At 74.2% G+C, this 14240-nt stretch carries 16 protein-coding genes and 1 pseudogene; 4 read left to right on the forward strand and 13 right to left on the reverse strand.

The features are described from left to right. Positions 1-59: 59 nt before the first annotated feature. A complete protein-coding gene (locus tag ACIBST_RS34155) occupies positions 60-752 on the reverse strand; it encodes a TetR/AcrR family transcriptional regulator (protein WP_397177716.1) in 693 nt (230 codons plus the stop codon). A 53-nt stretch (positions 753-805) separates the two neighbouring features. Here ACIBST_RS34155 and ACIBST_RS34160 point away from each other — a divergent pair, with 53 nt between their 5' ends. Continuing rightward, on the forward strand, positions 806-1936 hold the full coding sequence (locus ACIBST_RS34160) for an FAD-dependent oxidoreductase (RefSeq protein ID WP_397177718.1): 1131 nt from the start codon (positions 806-808) through the stop codon (positions 1934-1936). Between the two features lie 7 nt (positions 1937-1943). Here the strand turns inward: ACIBST_RS34160 and ACIBST_RS34165 are convergent, their stop codons facing one another. Beyond that, complete coding sequence (locus tag ACIBST_RS34165) at positions 1944-2996, reverse strand: P1 family peptidase (protein WP_397177719.1); 1053 nt, start codon at positions 2994-2996, stop codon at positions 1944-1946. Between the two features lie 131 nt (positions 2997-3127). On the opposite strand from ACIBST_RS34165, the pseudogene ACIBST_RS34170 reads away from it, so the two are divergent. After that, a pseudogene (locus tag ACIBST_RS34170) lies at positions 3128-3697 on the forward strand (phosphotransferase family protein); the annotation flags it as partial. A gap of 119 nt (positions 3698-3816) precedes the next feature. Here ACIBST_RS34170 and ACIBST_RS34175 read toward each other — a convergent pair. From ACIBST_RS34175 to ACIBST_RS34200, 6 genes are all read right to left on the reverse strand, one after another. Then, complete coding sequence (locus ACIBST_RS34175) at positions 3817-4566, reverse strand: SDR family oxidoreductase (RefSeq protein ID WP_397177721.1); 750 nt, start codon at positions 4564-4566, stop codon at positions 3817-3819. Positions 4567-4645: 79 nt separating this feature from the next. Further along, positions 4646-5032, reverse strand: a complete 387-nt coding sequence (locus ACIBST_RS34180) for a MerR family transcriptional regulator (RefSeq protein WP_397177722.1) — start codon at positions 5030-5032, stop codon at positions 4646-4648. Beyond that, positions 5029-6501, reverse strand: coding sequence for a DHA2 family efflux MFS transporter permease subunit (locus ACIBST_RS34185; protein ID WP_397177723.1), 1473 nt, complete (start codon positions 6499-6501; stop codon positions 5029-5031). The genes ACIBST_RS34180 and ACIBST_RS34185 overlap by 4 nt, the downstream gene beginning before the upstream one ends. Then, positions 6498-7082: an NADPH-dependent FMN reductase gene (locus ACIBST_RS34190; protein ID WP_397177724.1), complete on the reverse strand. Its 585-nt coding sequence runs from the start codon at positions 7080-7082 to the stop codon at positions 6498-6500. The genes ACIBST_RS34185 and ACIBST_RS34190 overlap by 4 nt, the downstream gene beginning before the upstream one ends. Positions 7083-7349: 267 nt before the next feature. Continuing rightward, positions 7350-7763 (reverse strand): hypothetical protein, encoded by a 414-nt coding sequence (locus tag ACIBST_RS34195; RefSeq protein ID WP_397177725.1) that lies wholly within the window; start codon positions 7761-7763, stop codon positions 7350-7352. A gap of 80 nt (positions 7764-7843) precedes the next feature. After that, entirely contained in the window at positions 7844-8497 is a 654-nt protein-coding gene (locus tag ACIBST_RS34200; RefSeq protein WP_397177726.1) for a class I SAM-dependent DNA methyltransferase, read from the reverse strand. Between the two features lie 121 nt (positions 8498-8618). Here ACIBST_RS34200 and ACIBST_RS34205 point away from each other — a divergent pair, with 121 nt between their 5' ends. Continuing rightward, positions 8619-9380 carry an alpha/beta fold hydrolase gene (locus tag ACIBST_RS34205; protein WP_397177728.1) on the forward strand — a complete coding sequence of 254 codons (762 nt, stop codon included), beginning with the start codon at positions 8619-8621 and terminating at the stop codon, positions 9378-9380. A gap of 11 nt (positions 9381-9391) precedes the next feature. Here the strand turns inward: ACIBST_RS34205 and ACIBST_RS34210 are convergent, their stop codons facing one another. Beyond that, on the reverse strand, positions 9392-10861 hold the full coding sequence (locus ACIBST_RS34210; protein ID WP_397177730.1) for an MFS transporter: 1470 nt from the start codon (positions 10859-10861) through the stop codon (positions 9392-9394). A gap of 104 nt (positions 10862-10965) precedes the next feature. Here ACIBST_RS34210 and ACIBST_RS34215 point away from each other — a divergent pair, with 104 nt between their 5' ends. Next, a complete protein-coding gene (locus ACIBST_RS34215) occupies positions 10966-11814 on the forward strand; it encodes a helix-turn-helix transcriptional regulator (RefSeq protein WP_397177732.1) in 849 nt (282 codons plus the stop codon). A gap of 112 nt (positions 11815-11926) precedes the next feature. Here ACIBST_RS34215 and ACIBST_RS34220 read toward each other — a convergent pair whose 3' ends face one another. From ACIBST_RS34220 to ACIBST_RS34235, 4 genes are all read right to left on the reverse strand, one after another. Continuing rightward, the gene (locus tag ACIBST_RS34220) at positions 11927-12283 is read right to left on the reverse strand and encodes a PRC-barrel domain containing protein (RefSeq protein ID WP_352324772.1); all 357 of its coding nucleotides are present in this window, start codon (positions 12281-12283) and stop codon (positions 11927-11929) included. A gap of 79 nt (positions 12284-12362) precedes the next feature. Further along, positions 12363-12800, reverse strand: coding sequence for an SRPBCC family protein (locus ACIBST_RS34225; protein WP_397177733.1), 438 nt, complete (start codon positions 12798-12800; stop codon positions 12363-12365). A 60-nt stretch (positions 12801-12860) separates the two neighbouring features. Beyond that, on the reverse strand, positions 12861-13739 hold the full coding sequence (locus tag ACIBST_RS34230) for a helix-turn-helix domain-containing protein (RefSeq protein WP_397177734.1): 879 nt from the start codon (positions 13737-13739) through the stop codon (positions 12861-12863). Positions 13740-13758: 19 nt separating this feature from the next. Further along, positions 13759-14103 carry a VOC family protein gene (locus ACIBST_RS34235; RefSeq protein ID WP_397177735.1) on the reverse strand — a complete coding sequence of 115 codons (345 nt, stop codon included), beginning with the start codon at positions 14101-14103 and terminating at the stop codon, positions 13759-13761. Between the last annotated feature and the right edge of the window lie 137 nt (positions 14104-14240).

A 14240-nucleotide genomic window follows, 5' to 3' on the forward strand; every position in this document is an offset into this window, starting at 1 on the left:
CCCGGAAGGCGGCACCGGAGGCGGTCCGGAAGGGGGCCCGGAGGGCGGCGTGGGGGGCGTCACGTCGGTGGGCGGTCGAGTCTGGTGGCCACGGCGTCGAGGACCCACTCCAGGCCGGTCGCGAAGGACTCCTCCGCGGTCACCTCCGTGCCGTCGTGCACGAACTTGGCCAGCGTGGGGTAGCGGCCCGTGGCCAGCATCCGGCTCACGTGCGGGCCGTAGGCGCGCTGCCAGTCGAGCTTGGACAGGCCCGTGGCGCGCTCGGCCCGCAGCTGCGCGATCTCGCGCCTGATCGCGCCGGTCATGTACGCGCCGACGGTCCGCACGGCGTGCATGACGGTGTCGAGGTCGGCGAGGCCGTCGAGGGCGGCCAGCGTGCATTCGGTCACGGCGAGGGCGTTCGGGCCCAGGCTCGGACGGCCGCCGAGCAGATCGGCCAGCCATTCGTGACGGAGGGCGGCCTGCCTGGTGCGGACCGCGTGGCCGCGCAGCGCCTCCCGCCAGTCGCCGGGCCGCCCGTCGGGCAGGATCTCGGCGTGGACCTCGTCGACCATGAGGTCGAACAGCTCCTCCTTGGTGGCGATGTAGCCGTACAGCCGCATCGGGCCGACGTCGAGCCGGGCGGCGACCTTGCGCAACGACACCGCCTCCAGCCCGCCCTCGTCGGCCAGCGCGACGGCGGCGGCGACGATCCGCTGCCGGTCGAGCGGCGCGGGGCGGGTCGGCGGCTCCGGACGGTCCCAGACGGTCATGGATACATCGTACTGTTGCGATACAGCGTCTTGTCGCAATACAGTGTATCGACATGAGACATCGTATCGCCGTAGTGGGAGGCGGTCCCGCGGGCCTCACCTTCGCCCGCGTCCTGCACCGCCGCGGCCACCCCGTCACCGTCTTCGAACGCGATGCCGGGCCCGGCGCCCGTCCTCCGGGCGGCACGATCGACCTGCACGAAGGGATGGGCCAGCGCGCGCTGGACAAGGCGGGGCTGCTGGCGGAGTTCCGGGCGCTGTCGCGTCCCGAGGGGCAGGCCATGCGCATCCTGGCCCCGGACGGGACCGTGCTGCGCGACTGGCGGCCCCGCCCGGACGACCGGGCCAATCCGGAGATCGACCGCGGGCAGCTCCGCGACCTGCTGCTCGGCCCCCTGGACGTCCGGTGGGGACACGGCGTGACGGAGGTGAGGCCCGGCACGCGGGACGGCGCGCTGCTCCGCTTCGCCGACGGGCGGCAGGAGACGTTCGACCTCGTGGTCGGCGCGGACGGGGCCTGGTCCCGGGTCCGCCCGGCGCTCTCCGCCGCGACGCCGCAGTACACCGGCGTCACCGCGGTCGAGACCTCGCTCGACGACGTCGACACCCGCCACCCCGACCTCGCCCGGCTGATCGGCGACGGTTCGATGGCCGTCTACGGCGTGAACCGCGCCCTGGTCGCCCAGCGCAACAGCGGCGGCCACGTCAAGGTGTACGCCCAGTTCCGCGCGCCGCTGGACCGGCGCGCGGACACCGAAGGGGACACGGGCCCGGACGGCGTCGAGGCCGTGCGGGGCCGCCTGCTGGCGCTGTTCGAGGGGTGGGCCGACCCCCTGCTCGACCTCCTGCGCCGCGGCACCGCCTTCGCCGACCGCCCCCTTCACGTCCTGCCCGTCTCCCACACCTGGGACCACGTCCCCGGGGTGACGCTCCTGGGGGACGCCGCCCACCTGATGCCGCCCTTGGGAGTGGGCGCGAACCTGGCGATGCTGGAGGGCGCCGAGCTCGCCGAGTCCCTGGCCGCCGATCCCGGCGATCCGGACGGGGTCGTCCGCGCCTTCGAGGAGCGGATGTGGGAACGGGCCGGCAGGTGGGCGAAGATGACGGCGGACGGCCTGGAACGTCTCGTCGGCCCGGATCCCGCCACGGCCCTGGCCCTCTTCGACGAGGTCCAGCCGTCCTGACGGGTGGCTAGCCGACCGGCTCTCCCGCGCCGGTCCGCGGAAGCCGGTCGTACGGAACGGCGTGCCGGGTCCGGCCGCGGACGCCGGTGGTGGTCGTCGCGGTGAACAGCGAGTTGAGCAGCGCCTCCTCCACCGCGTCCATGACCGCGGTGAACACCGGGTTCAGGCCGGCGTCGGGCAGGCGCGGGAGCTGCGGCGACGCGGTGCTGAAGGCGATGGCGTAGTCTCCGCTCCCATTGGAGTAGGACGCCCCGACGCGGCCCATCGCGAAGATCGCCCGGCGGGCCAGGCGGGCGAGCTGACGCGCGTCGAGCGGCGCGTCGGTGGCCACCACGATCATGCAGGAGTTCCCGGCGGGCTCCTCGCCGTCGGCCCCCGGGACCAGCTCCTCGACCGGCATCGGGACGCCGCCCACGGTCAGCACGCCGCCGAAGTTCGCCTGGACGAGCGCCCCGACCGTCACCGCGGTTCCCTCGGCCACCGGCCGCCGGGACGAGGTGCCGATGCCCGCCTTGTAGCCCAGCGCCGTCGTCCCGGTGCCCGCTCCCACGCACCCTTCGGCGGGCAGCCCGCCGGACGCGCCCTCCAGCGCGTCGAGCACGTGCCGTTCGGTGATCGGGCGGCGCCGGATGTCGGACAGGAAGCCGTCGTTGGTCTCGCCCACGACCGGGTTGAAGGAGATCCCGTCGGGGCTGCGGTCCATCAGGTAGGTGAGCAGCGCGTCCGCCGCCCGGAACGCCGACAGCGTGGCGGTCAGCACGACGGGCGACTCCAGCACGCCGAGTTCGTCGATCTGGGTGGAGCCGACCAGCTTGCCGTAGCCGTTGCCGGCGTACACGGCCGCGGGCAGCGCCCGCCCTTCGGCGGCGAGCTGGCGGGGGACGATGGCGGTGACCCCGGTGTGCAGGTCGGCGCCGTCGTCGAGGGTGGTGTGGCCGACCAGGACGCCTTCGACGTCGGTGATCGCGTTCAACGGCCCGGTCGGCAGTGCGCCGACGACGACGCCCAGTTCGCGCGCCCGCGCGCGTCCCCTCGTGGCTGCGGTGAGGTGATTGTCCATAATGTTCCTATTGTCGGGGCTCTGCTCCGCCGACGCGTGCCCCAGTCAACCGATACGCTCGGAGCCCTTCGCGGGAGCCCCGCCCGGAGGGCCACCCGCCCGCACGGCACCGGAAGGGGCGCGACAGGCAGATGACGGCCGGCCGGTGCACGCACGACCTCGAATTCCACGACGACGTCGTGATCAAGCGGTACGCCTCCTGGGAGCGGGGAGAACCGCGCCGGGAATGGCAGGCGCTCACCCTGCTCGCCGAACACGCTCCCGGCCTCGGCCTTGTCCCCGTACGGGCCGCGCTCGACGGCCGTCCGCCGGTGATCGTGATGAGCCGGCTGCCCGGCCGCGTCCTGCGCGGCGAGCAGGCCACCGGCGAGCAGATCCAGGCGGTGGCCGCCGCCGTCAACCGGCTGCACCGGCTTCCGCGCCGGGTGGTGGAAACGTTCGGCCCCGCCCCCTGGGGGCCCGCGGCGGCCGTGGCCAAGGCTCGGTTCTTGGCCGGCAGGCGGCCCGAGCTCGGCGACGACCCCGTGGTGCGGGAGGCGTACCGCGCCGGCGTCGCCTGGCTGGACTCCGCCGCGCCCGACCGGCTCGCCGCCGATCCCCGTCCGCCCGTTCTCGGCATGGCCGACGGCAACCGCGCGAACTACCTGTGGGACGAGCACGACCGCCGCGTCCGGCTCGTCGACTGGGAGGACTCCGGCCGCAACGACCGCGCTTTGGCCCCGGCGGCCCGGCGGCGCCGCACAACCCGCCGGGGGCGCTGGCGGTCCAGGCCGCGCGGGTGCTGCGGCTGCTCGGGCAGCACTCGCCCGGGTGATGCCCGTCAGAGCAGGGTGCCGCCCGAGGCGTCCAGCCAGTGGCCGGTCACCCAGCGGCTGTCGTCGCCGGCCAGGAAGGCCACCGCGCCGGCCACGTCCGCGGGGGTGCCCACGCGGCCCATCGGTGACAACGACGACAACCAGGTCAGCGCCTCCCCGACGAGCCTGCCCTCGTGCATGTCGGTGTCGATGACGCCGGGCGCCACGGTGTTGACGGTGATCCCGCGCGGCCCGAGCTGCTTGGCCAGCGTCGAGGTGAGCACGTCGAGCGCGCTCTTGGACATGGCGTAGCTGATCGCCGTCGGCATCGCCGAGCCGCGGGTCAGCATCGTGGAGATGTTGACGATCCGGCCGCCGTCGCGCAGCCGGGGGAGTGCGAGCTGGGTGACGAAGAACGGGGCGGTGGCGTTGACCGCGAAGAGCCGTTCGAACTGCTGCCTGGTGACGTGCTCGATGCCGGGCTCGTCGTTCAGGATGCCGGCGTTGTTGACCAGGATGTCCAGCCCGTCGGCGCGGGCGTCGAAGGCGGCCCACAGGCGTTCGGCGTCACCGGGCGCGCCCAGCTCGGCCCGCAGGGCGAACGCCTGCCCGCCCGCCGCCTCGACCGCGGCGACGGTCTCCGCGGCGGCCCGCTCGTTGCCGCCGTAGTGGACGGCGACGCGCGCGCCGTCCGCGGCCAGGCGCTGGGCGATGGCCCGGCCGATCCCTCTGCTCGCGCCGGTGACGAGCGCGGTCTTGCCATGGAGGTTGCTCATGATGTGTTCCTGTCGATCGGGGATGAGTCACCCGAAAGCCGCGGGCGGGCGGGCGTGCCGCTCGACGCCCGCAGGGCGATCAAGGGGACTGGAGGAAGTCCAGGGTGGCCAGCTCGTTCACCGTCGTCTGGAGCTGGTCGATGCGGGCGCGGCCGATCCGGACGAGCTCCTCGCCCGCGGCGACCCACTGGCCGAGGTCGCGGGAGAGGGGCGGGATGCCGGAGAGGATGTCGGCGCTCTCCTTGAGGGTGATGCCGACCCGCTGCGCGGCGAGGGCGAGCTTGATCCGGCAGACCGCGTCGACGGTGAAGCGGCGGGCGTTGCCGCTGTTGCGGTGGCCGGTGATCACGCCGTAGCGCTCGTAGAAGCGGACGGCGTTGGGGGTCACCCCGGCGGCCCTGGCCACCTGCCCGACCGTGAGCGAGTCCTGGATCGTCTCGGAGCCGGGACGGCCGGTGACGGTCATGGCGCGCCCACCGTCCTCTCAGCCGACTCCCGCCGGCCTGGCATCGCCGAGGGCCGGGCCGGTGAGCGCAATCGTACGACGAGGGCCAGCGCCATCACGACCAGGGCCGCCGCCTGGGTCAGCCGCAGGGCGTCGGTGACGGTGACCGCCTGGGCCGCCCTGTCCGCCGCGTCGAGGGCGGCCAGGGCCGCGAGCGACGCGCCGCCGGTCATCGCGGCGGTCAGCGCCGTGAACAGCGCGCCCACCGCCGCGGTGCCCATGCCGTTGGCGACCGTGCTCACCAGCGACAACAGCGCGGAACCCGAGGCCAGGTCGGGGCCGTGGAGATTGCGGCTGGAACCGGACATCGTCGGCATCATGATCGCGCCGGTGCCCGCTCCCTGGAGCAGCGCGAACAGCCCGAGCACCGGGTAGGGGGTGTCCGGCGCGAGGACGATCACCTGGACCGCGCCGGCCGCGATCACGAGTCCGAGCCCGGCGCCGACGACCCGCCGGGGGCCGAGCCGTTCCAGCAGCCGGGCCGCGACCTGGAGGCTGAGGCCCATGCCGACCGCGCCGGGGACCATCAGCGCCGCCGTGACCGAGGCGCTGTCGAGCCGCACCGTCTGGACGTAGGTGGGCATCAGCAGCGCCGAGCCGAAGTAGGGGGCGGCGTACAGGGCGAGCACCGCGGCGCCCCGGCCGAACGTCGGATCGCCGAGCAGCCGGATCCGCAGCAGCGGCTCCGGACGCCTCAGCGCCCGGACGCAGAAGGCCGCGACCAGCACCGCGCCGGCGGCCACCGCGGCGATCCGCGTCCAGGCCGGGCTGTCCTGGGCGCTGATGCCGTACGCCACGGCGACGATGCCGGGCACCAGCGACACCGCCCCCGCCAGGTCCAGCCGGACCCGCGGGCCGCGCGCCGGGTCGGCCGGCAGCCAGGCCGGCGCGCCCGCGGCGGTCAGCAGCGCCAGCGGCACGGTGATGTAGAACAGCGCGCGCCAGGAGCCGGAGTCCAGGAGCGCCGCGCCGAGCAGCGGGCCCAGGATCGGCCCGACCAGCATCGGCACCCCGGTGACCGCCGTCATCCGGCTGCGGCGTTCGGGCGCGACCGCGCCGAACCCGATCGCCATCCCCAGCGGCGCGAGCAGGCCGCCGCTGAGGCCCTGCGCCGCCCGCGCGGCGATCAGCCCGTCCAGGCCGCCGGCCGCGCCGGCGGCGGCGGAGGCGACCGCGAAGCCGGCCAGCGCCGCCAGGTACACGCGCCGGGCGCCCCAGCGCGCGGCGAGCCCGGCGGCCAGCGGCATCGTCGCCACCATCCCGAGCGCGTACGCGGTGACGACCCATTGCACGGAGCTCAGCGATGCGCCGAACGCCGCCATCAGCGAAGGCAGCGCCACCACGACGATCGTGGCGTCCAGCACCGCGAGCAGCCCGCCGGCCATCAGGACGACCGCGGCGCGCAGCTCCGGCCCGGTCAGCCTGCTCACCGCCGGCCGGCCAGATCCGTGACGCGGACGGAACGCAGGGCCCGCGCCCACGTGCGCAGCTCGCCCATCGTCGCGTGCAGCGCCTGCGTCGTGCCCGGCGGGGGGACGAAACGGCCGTCGGCGTCCAGGTGCTCCCACGCCATCGGGATCAGCACCGATTCGCGGACCGTGGCGGCCCGCAGTTCGGGGAAGACCATGCGCAACTGCGCCACGGCCCTGATCCCGCCGGAGGCGCCGTACCCGACGAACGCGACCGGCTTGTACGCCCACTCGGTGAAGTGCCAGTCGATCGCGTTCTTCACGGCGGCGGGGAAACTGTGGTTGTACTCCGGGACGAGGAACACGAACCCGTCGGCCCCGGCGAGCGCGTCGCCGATCGGGGACGCGGCCCCTCCGCCGGGCTGCAGCTCGTCCATCGGCAGCGAGACCGCGGCCAGGTCGATCATGTCGAGGTCGAGCCAGTCGATCGTGCTCAGCTCGCGCTCCAGCCAGGCGGCGAGCGGGTCGGCCATTCTGGGCCTGCGCACGCTTCCGATCACCACGGCGATCCGGAGGCGGCTGTCGGCGTTGATTTCCGTCATGGCACCGACGCTAGGAGTTCGCCTATGGGCGAACTCAAGTCGCCGGATCCGGGGCCGCGCCGGGCGTCTGACGGGCGCTGACCGGCGACCGGGACGCCGCCGAGGACCTCGTCCAGTCGGCCCTGGCGAAGACGGCCGCGGTCGGGGCCGCCCTCCACCCGGCCGCGGGCTCCTGGCTGTGTTTCGTGCTCACCGACCCGAACCGCGGCACCCTGGGCTTCGCCACGACCGGCAAAAAGTACGCCGCACTGACCGCACGCGCCCGGGTCAGTGTGAGCAGCCGCCGCCGGGAGTGACCGAGGTCCGGACGCCCCCGCCCGCCTCGGTCGCCTCGACGCGGAAGCAGGCCCGGAACAGGCCGCCGCCGAAGGACTCGCGCACGGTGGTGATGGTCTCGATCTCGACCGTGATGGACGGCCGCCGGCTCGTGACATGCGACACGCGCATCTCGTACTCGTTGCCGAGCTCACGAACCTGCTGGCCCGTCGGCCATCGGCGGGTGAGCAGGGTTCGCAGGTCGTCCGCGAAGCCGTCGGCCAGCCGCCGGGTCTCCTTCTCGGCCTGCGCCGTCGTCTCCTCGTGCTGCCACCGGTAGATCAGGGGCCACCCGAAGGACACCAGGACTCCGCCGCCCGCCACGACCATGCCGCAGACGATGACGACCAGGACGACTCGTCTCAAGAGGACGGCACCTCACCTCCCTGGCGTGTCCGGGCGGCGGGCGTGCCGGTTCCGGCCGGGACGCCCGCGGGCCCGTTCGTTCAGTGTGCGTCGCCGGGGGCCTCGGCGCGCATCAGCAGGTGGCCGCGGCGGAACCGTTCGTCCTCCAGCGGCTCGCGCAGCATCCGGCCCACCTCGGCGAACCCCTCCTTGCGGGCCAGGCCGGCCAGTTCGTCGATCGGCCACCGGTAGGCCGGCGTGACCTTGTGGTCGAACTCCGTGACCGGCCCGCCCTCGGACTCGAAGAAGCCGACCAGGAAGTGGCCGCCGGGGGCCAGCACGCGGCGGAACTCGGCGAGGTACGACGGCAGTTCCGCAGGCGGCACGTGGATCATGGAATACCAGGAGATCAGGCCGCCCAGCTCGCCGTCGGCCACGTCGAGGGCGTCCATCGAGCCGAGCTCGAAACGCAGGCCGGGATAGTCCCTGCGGGCGATGTCGAGCAGCGCGGGGGACAGGTCGACGCCGAACGCGTCGAGGCCGAGGTCACGCAGGTGGGCCGTCATGTACCCGGGGCCGCATCCGGCCTCGACCACGGGCCGGGGGCCGCCAGCCCGTACGAGTTCGGTGAACGCCGCGATCAGCGCGCGGTCCAGCGGCAGGCGGTCGAGCGAGTCGCGGGCGAGGTCGGCGTACAGGTCGGCGACGGCGTCGTAGGCGCGTGCGGTCGCCGTGAGGTAGGAGGAGTCGGCCATGGCGGACGACTGTAGCCCATCGGGCGGGGCGCCGCCGCGCGTTCCGGCGTATGCTGTGAACAAAAATCCAAACTGTTCATATGGATACAGTAGGCCGGCGCGGCCACGGAAGGGATCCCCCATGCTGAACGACCTGCCGCACCTGTCGGCCGGCGAAGGGCCGCCCCTGATCGTCCTGATCCACACCCCGCGGGCGGCCAACCCGACGGGCATGACGCGCTGGTCCACGATGCGGCTGGTACGGCCGTTCACCCGGGACTTCACCGTCCACGTCGTCAACCGCCCGCCGGGGCTGCCGCCCACCACGACGATGGCCGACCTCGCCGCGATCTTCGCCCAGGCGATCAGGGCCACGTTCGACGGCCCGGTCAACGTGCTGGCCCTGTCCACCGGCGGGTCCATCGCCCTGCAACTGGCCGCCGACCACCCCGGCCTGGTCGACCGGCTCGTCCTGGCGGGCACGGCCTGCACCCTCGGCCCGGCCGGCCGGCGGGCCCAGCGCGGCTACGTCGAACGGGCCCGCCGGGGCAGGCGGCCGAGCCCCGCGCTGGCCGAGATCGTCACCGCGTCGGCCCTCGGCCGCGTCCTGCTCAGGGCCCTGCTGTGGCTGTCGGACGGCGGGCGCGCCGACCACGCCGACGCCGTCACCGTGCTCAACGCCGAGGACGGCTTCGACCTGCGCGGCCGGCTGCACGAGATCAAGGCGGCCACCCTGCTGATCCAGGGCGGTGACGACCTGGTCTACCCGCTGGACCTGGCCCGGCAGACGGTCGAGGGCATCCCCGACGCGCAGCTCGTCGTCTACCCCGGCCGCAGCCACAGCGGCACCTTCACCGACCGGAGATTCGCCCCCGACGCCCTCGCCTTCCTGACGGACGGCTGAGGGCACGCCCCTCAGCGGCCGCCCGGCCGCACCGGCGCCCGCAGCAGGGCGACGACGCCGAGCACCACGTGCAGGACCCCGGCCACCCCCGCGGCCACGTGCAACCCGGCGACGAACGCCGTCCCGGCCTGCGCGGCCGCCGCCGGCACGAGGTCGGGCAGCTGGAGGGTCTCGTCCAGGGTGGGGGCCAGGTCCGGCCCCCGGAGCCGGAAGACCAGGGCGGCGAGCGAGCCGAGCAGCGCGATCCCGAGGGCGTTGCCGATCTCGTTGCTGGTCTCGGCCAGCGCCCCCGCCGCCCCGGCCCGTTCCGGCGGGACGGCCCCGACCGCGGTGTCGGCGACGACGCTGAACGAGATGCCGTACCCGACGCCCGCCACGACCGTGGACGCGACGTACCAGCCGGCACCGCCCGTGACGGCCGTCGGGAGCAGGAGCAGCAGCCCCGCCGCGACGGAGAAGTGGCAGACGGCGAGCGCCGCCCGCCGGCCGACGCGGTCCGCCACGAAGGGCGTGACGACGCAGGTGACGGTGAGCACCACCGCGCCGGGCAGCGCGAGCAGCGCCGCGTCCAGCACCGGCAGGCCGAGGACGGACTGGAGGTAGACGCCCGACAGGTACGCCGTCGCCGACCACGCCGCCAGCGGCAGCAGCCCGGTGACGATCGCCACGGCGAACACCCGGTCGCGGAACAGCGAGAAGTCGATCAGCGGCTGCGCGAGCCCGCGCTGCCTGCGGACGAACCACGCCAGCAGCCCCGCCCCGGCCGCCCCCGCGACGGCCGGGACGGCCGACAGCCCCTCGGCGGCGGCGTGCTTGAGCGCGTAGATCGCGAGCAGCAGCCCGGCCGCGGACGTCACGACGCTGGGCACGTCCACGCGCCCGGCGCGGGTCGCCCGCACCTCGCGCAGCAGGATCGGCGCGAAGACCAGGAACAGGGCGAGGACCGGCAGGTTGACCAGGAACACCGACCCCCACCAGAACCGTTCCAGCAGCACGCCGCCCACGATCGGCCCGGCGGCGAACCCGGCCGCGAACGCCGCGGCGAACACGCCGATGGCCTGCGCCCGGCGCCGCGGGTCGGCGAACAGCTCGCTCAGCACGGCCAGCGCCGACGGCAGCAGGGTCGCGCCCGCCACGCCCATCAGCGCGCGGGCCGCGATCAGCAGCTCGGCGCTGGGCGCGAACGCCGCCGCCGTGGAGCCGGCGCCGAAGACGGCGGCGCCGGTCATGAGCAGCCGCAGCCGCCCGTACCGGTCGCCGAGGTTGCCGAACGCGATCAGCAGGGAGCCGACAGCGAAGCCGTAGACGTCGAGGATCCACAGGGCCTGGCCCGCGGTGGGCGTGAGGGCCTGGCTGATCCTGGGCATCGCCAGGAACAGGATCGAGCCGTCCATGGAGACCAGCAGGACGGGCCCGAGGATCACCAGGAGGCCGAGCCAGGCCCGCAGGCCCGGGGGAGTGCGCGTGTGCTGTCGATGCATGGCGCCGACACTCGGGCAGGACGCGCCCGGCAACCATCCCCCTGGCGTGGGTGCACCCAGCAGGTGTACCCACGCGGCCCGCCGGTCGGCCTAGGCTCGGTGGCGTGGAGAGTCTCGGAGCGTTTCTCAAGAGCCGTCGCGATCGGGTCACGCCCGCCGCGATCGGGCTGCGCACGTACGGGACGGCCCGCCGGGTCCCGGGGCTGCGGCGCGAGGAGCTGGCGCAGCTCGCGGGGGTGAGCGCCGGGTACTACACGCGTCTGGAGCAGGGGCAGGCGGATACCGCCTCGGAGCAGGTGCTCGACGCTCTGGCGCGGGTGCTGCGGCTCGACCGGATCGAGACCGTCCACCTGCACAATCTCGCCCGGCAACCGGCCCGTTCGCGGCTGTCCCGGCCGCCCGTGGAGGAGCCGCATCCGCGGGTGCTCGCGCTGCTGGAGTCGCTGAAGGACACGACGCCGGCGGTCGTGCTCGGCCGGCGTGGGGACGTGCTCGCGTGGAACCGTACGGGGCATGCGCTGATGGGGGAGCATCTGCCGTTCGAGGCGCCGTGGGATCCGGCGGACCGCCCGTCCGTCCCGAGGATGTTCTTCCTGGATCCGCTCTTCCGCGACCTGCACCGCAACTGGGACGAGCTGGCCCGCATCCACGTGGCCTACCTGCGGCTCACCGCGGGCCGCTTCCCCTCCGACGCCCGCCTGGCGGAGCTGATCGGGGAGCTGACGATGCACAGCGCGGAGTTCGCGGCGTTGTGGGCGGTGGGCGAGGTCGCCGACTGCACGGTGGGCACGATGCGCCTGCGGCATCCCACGGTCGGCGCGGTCAGCGTCGACTACCAGGTCTGGCTCCAGCCCGACAGCCCCGACCACCGGGTCGAGATCTACACCCCGTCCGACCCGTCCTCCGCCGACGCCCTTCGCATCCTGACCCACCAGACCGGCCGGACGTCCTGAGACGTCCGGCCCTCGGGGGCCCGCCGGTCGCAGAGCTGTGGGGCCTTGGCAGCTGCTGCGGCGCGCGTCGCGCCCGGCGGGCACCCCGGCGGGTACCCGGGTTACGCGGGGGTCAGACGGTGCCGTTGAAGCGGCTGTAGTACGCGCCCACCTCGTTGCGGTGGACGTCGTCGTTGTACGTGGCGTCCTCGTCGAACTTCGGCGAGTCCTTGATCTCCTGCTTGGTCCGCGCGAGGTGGACCTTGCGCTCCTGCGGGTCGATCCGCGTGACGGTGCCGGCCGGCAGGACGACCTTCTTGCCGAAGATCCACGGACCGGTGTCGACCACCAGGTAGCTGTCGCCGACGGTGTGGCTCGCCTCGTCCACCGAGCCGATCGAGCCGTCGGTGGCCTCGACGTCGAAGCCGACCACGTCGAGAGTCTTGTCGCCGTAGACGTCGGAACCGTAGCTCCACATGTCCTGAGACAAGGGGTTTCCTCCTGATGATCTAGAGAACGTTGCCCCCCCCACTCTTCCCGGGTCAGCCGCGCCAAACATCGGGCCGCGGTCACTTTGCCGCGCGGGCGGCGTACGCGGCGAGGCCGTCGGCCATGCCCTGCATGAAACGGGTCAGATACCACCGCCACAAACCACCCGACAGCGGCATCTTCGGCTCGAAGGCGGCCGACCAGGTGATGTCGGTGCCGCCGCCGTCGGCCGGCGCGAGCTCGACCGTCCCGCGGTAGGAGCGGAACGGGCCGCCCAGGTTGTCGTAGACGAACCGCCGGTCGGGGACGAGCTCGACGATGCGCTCGCGCGAGACGTTGCGCCCGGTGCGGAAGACCCTGGTGTCGCCCGCCTGCTGCCGGGCCGCTGGATCGCCGCCCTCGACGTCGGCGGAGTCGATCGGCGACCACGACGGCCAGGTGGCGGCGTGCGCGAGCGCCGCGAAGACGGCCTCGGGGGCGGCCTGCGAGCGGGCGGTCACGGCGAAGGTGTACGGCATGAGCCCCAACGTAGGCACCGGCCCCGCCCGCGGGCCATGCGCACGATTGCCGCTGATCGGTCAGTTCTTGCGGTACGCCGACGGCCGCACGCCGGTCTGCCGCAGGAAGGCCGACGACAACGAGCCCGCCCCGGCGAACCCGCACCGCGCGGCGATCTGCTCGACGCTGAGCGAGGTGGACGACAGCAGCCGCCGCGCCTCCTCGATGCGCAGCCCGGTGAGGAACCGGTGGGGCGTCTGCCCGGTGCCCTCCCGGAACACCCGGACGAAGTGGTACACGCTCAGATGCACCTCGGCCGCGATGGCGGCCAGCGTCAGCGGCTCGGCCAGGCGCTCGGTCATGATGGCGACACCCGCCCGGACGGCCGCGTGCTCGGGGCCGGGCAGGCGCTCGGCCCCGCCCTGGGTCAGCAGGTGCGTCACGAGGAATGCGGCGGCGGACTCGGCGTACAGGTCGCCGGCCGCCGCGCGGCCCGGCAGCGCGCGCAGGAGCTGCTCGACGACCGGGTCGCCGGCCGCCAGGGCCGCGGCCGTCGCCTCGAAGTCGGGCTCGCGACCGCCCAGCGCGCCGGCGGCCCGCCGGACGGCCGCCGCCGGCACGTGCACCTGGACGGTGCTCAGCCCCGCCCCCGCCCGGTAGCTGATCGACCCGGCGCGGCCCGGGACCATGAGCTCCAGGTGGCCCGGGACCCAGCGCCGCCGGACCGGCCTGCCGCCCGCGTGCATCCGCAGGTCGGCGTGCCCCGCCACGCAGAGCACGAGATGCAGGTCGGACACGGCGGGCAGGGCGAGGTGCTCGGCCTCGGGCGCGTGCCGGAAGCCCTGCACCAGCAGCGACCGCCAGCCGGCGTCGTCCCAGCTGTTGTACGTGTGCCGCACGTACGCCGAGGTGTCGAGGCCGGCGTAGGGCGCCAGGTCGAAGTCGGGCGAGTCGAACATCGTCCCGAGCCTAACCGGGTCACTGCGGCGGGGCCTCGGCGAGCGAGAGGCTGTTGCCGTCCGGGTCGAGGACGTCCACGTGACGCACGCCGTTGCCGTACGTCTCCACGGGCCCGTGCTCGATGCCGTGCCCGGCCAGCCTGGCCAGGATGTCGTCGAGGCCGGACACGCCGAACGTGATCATGGTGCCGCCGATGCGGGCGGCCCGCATGTGCCGGTCGTCGATGACGACCCACGCGTTCTCGCCGACCTGCCACAGGTGCTCCTCGCCGACGACCTCGTCCGCCGGGCGGCCGAAGAACACCTCGTACCACTTCTGCGCCGCCGCCCGGTCGCGTACGCACACCACGCTGTACAGATCCACGCGGACCACTCCTTCCTGTCGTTCCCTGATGAGGACTGCGCCGGTGGGGCGAACTCATCGGCTGACAGCGGGATGTGTGCGGTTTGTGAGCGGGGGGCCGGAGGGTGGGGGCGTTGGTGTCACCCGATGGAGGAGGA

Origin of the sequence: Nonomuraea sp. NPDC049684 (genome assembly GCF_044465345.1) — a bacterium.
In the GTDB taxonomy this organism is placed as follows: Bacteria; Actinomycetota; Actinomycetes; order Streptosporangiales; family Streptosporangiaceae; genus Nonomuraea.

Bases quoted from the DNA above. Each gene is read 5' to 3' on its own strand.
- ACIBST_RS34175 (WP_397177721.1), bottom strand. From the start codon at position 4,566: ATGAGCAACCTCCATGGCAAGACCGCGCTCGTCACCGGCGCGAGCAGA.
- ACIBST_RS34230 (WP_397177734.1), bottom strand. From the start codon at position 13,739: ATGTTCGACTCGCCCGACTTCGACCTGGCGCCCTACGCCGGCCTCGAC.
- ACIBST_RS34210 (WP_397177730.1), bottom strand. From the start codon at position 10,861: ATGCATCGACAGCACACGCGCACTCCCCCGGGCCTGCGGGCCTGGCTC.
- ACIBST_RS34165 (WP_397177719.1), bottom strand. From the start codon at position 2,996: ATGGACAATCACCTCACCGCAGCCACGAGGGGACGCGCGCGGGCGCGC.
- ACIBST_RS34155 (WP_397177716.1), bottom strand. From the start codon at position 752: ATGACCGTCTGGGACCGTCCGGAGCCGCCGACCCGCCCCGCGCCGCTC.
- ACIBST_RS34190 (WP_397177724.1), bottom strand. From the start codon at position 7,082: ATGACGGAAATCAACGCCGACAGCCGCCTCCGGATCGCCGTGGTGATC.
- ACIBST_RS34160 (WP_397177718.1), top strand. From the start codon at position 806: ATGAGACATCGTATCGCCGTAGTGGGAGGCGGTCCCGCGGGCCTCACC.
- ACIBST_RS34200 (WP_397177726.1), bottom strand. From the start codon at position 8,497: ATGGCCGACTCCTCCTACCTCACGGCGACCGCACGCGCCTACGACGCC.
- ACIBST_RS34225 (WP_397177733.1), bottom strand. From the start codon at position 12,800: ATGCCGTACACCTTCGCCGTGACCGCCCGCTCGCAGGCCGCCCCCGAG.
- ACIBST_RS34205 (WP_397177728.1), top strand. From the start codon at position 8,619: ATGCTGAACGACCTGCCGCACCTGTCGGCCGGCGAAGGGCCGCCCCTG.
- ACIBST_RS34180 (WP_397177722.1), bottom strand. From the start codon at position 5,032: ATGACCGTCACCGGCCGTCCCGGCTCCGAGACGATCCAGGACTCGCTC.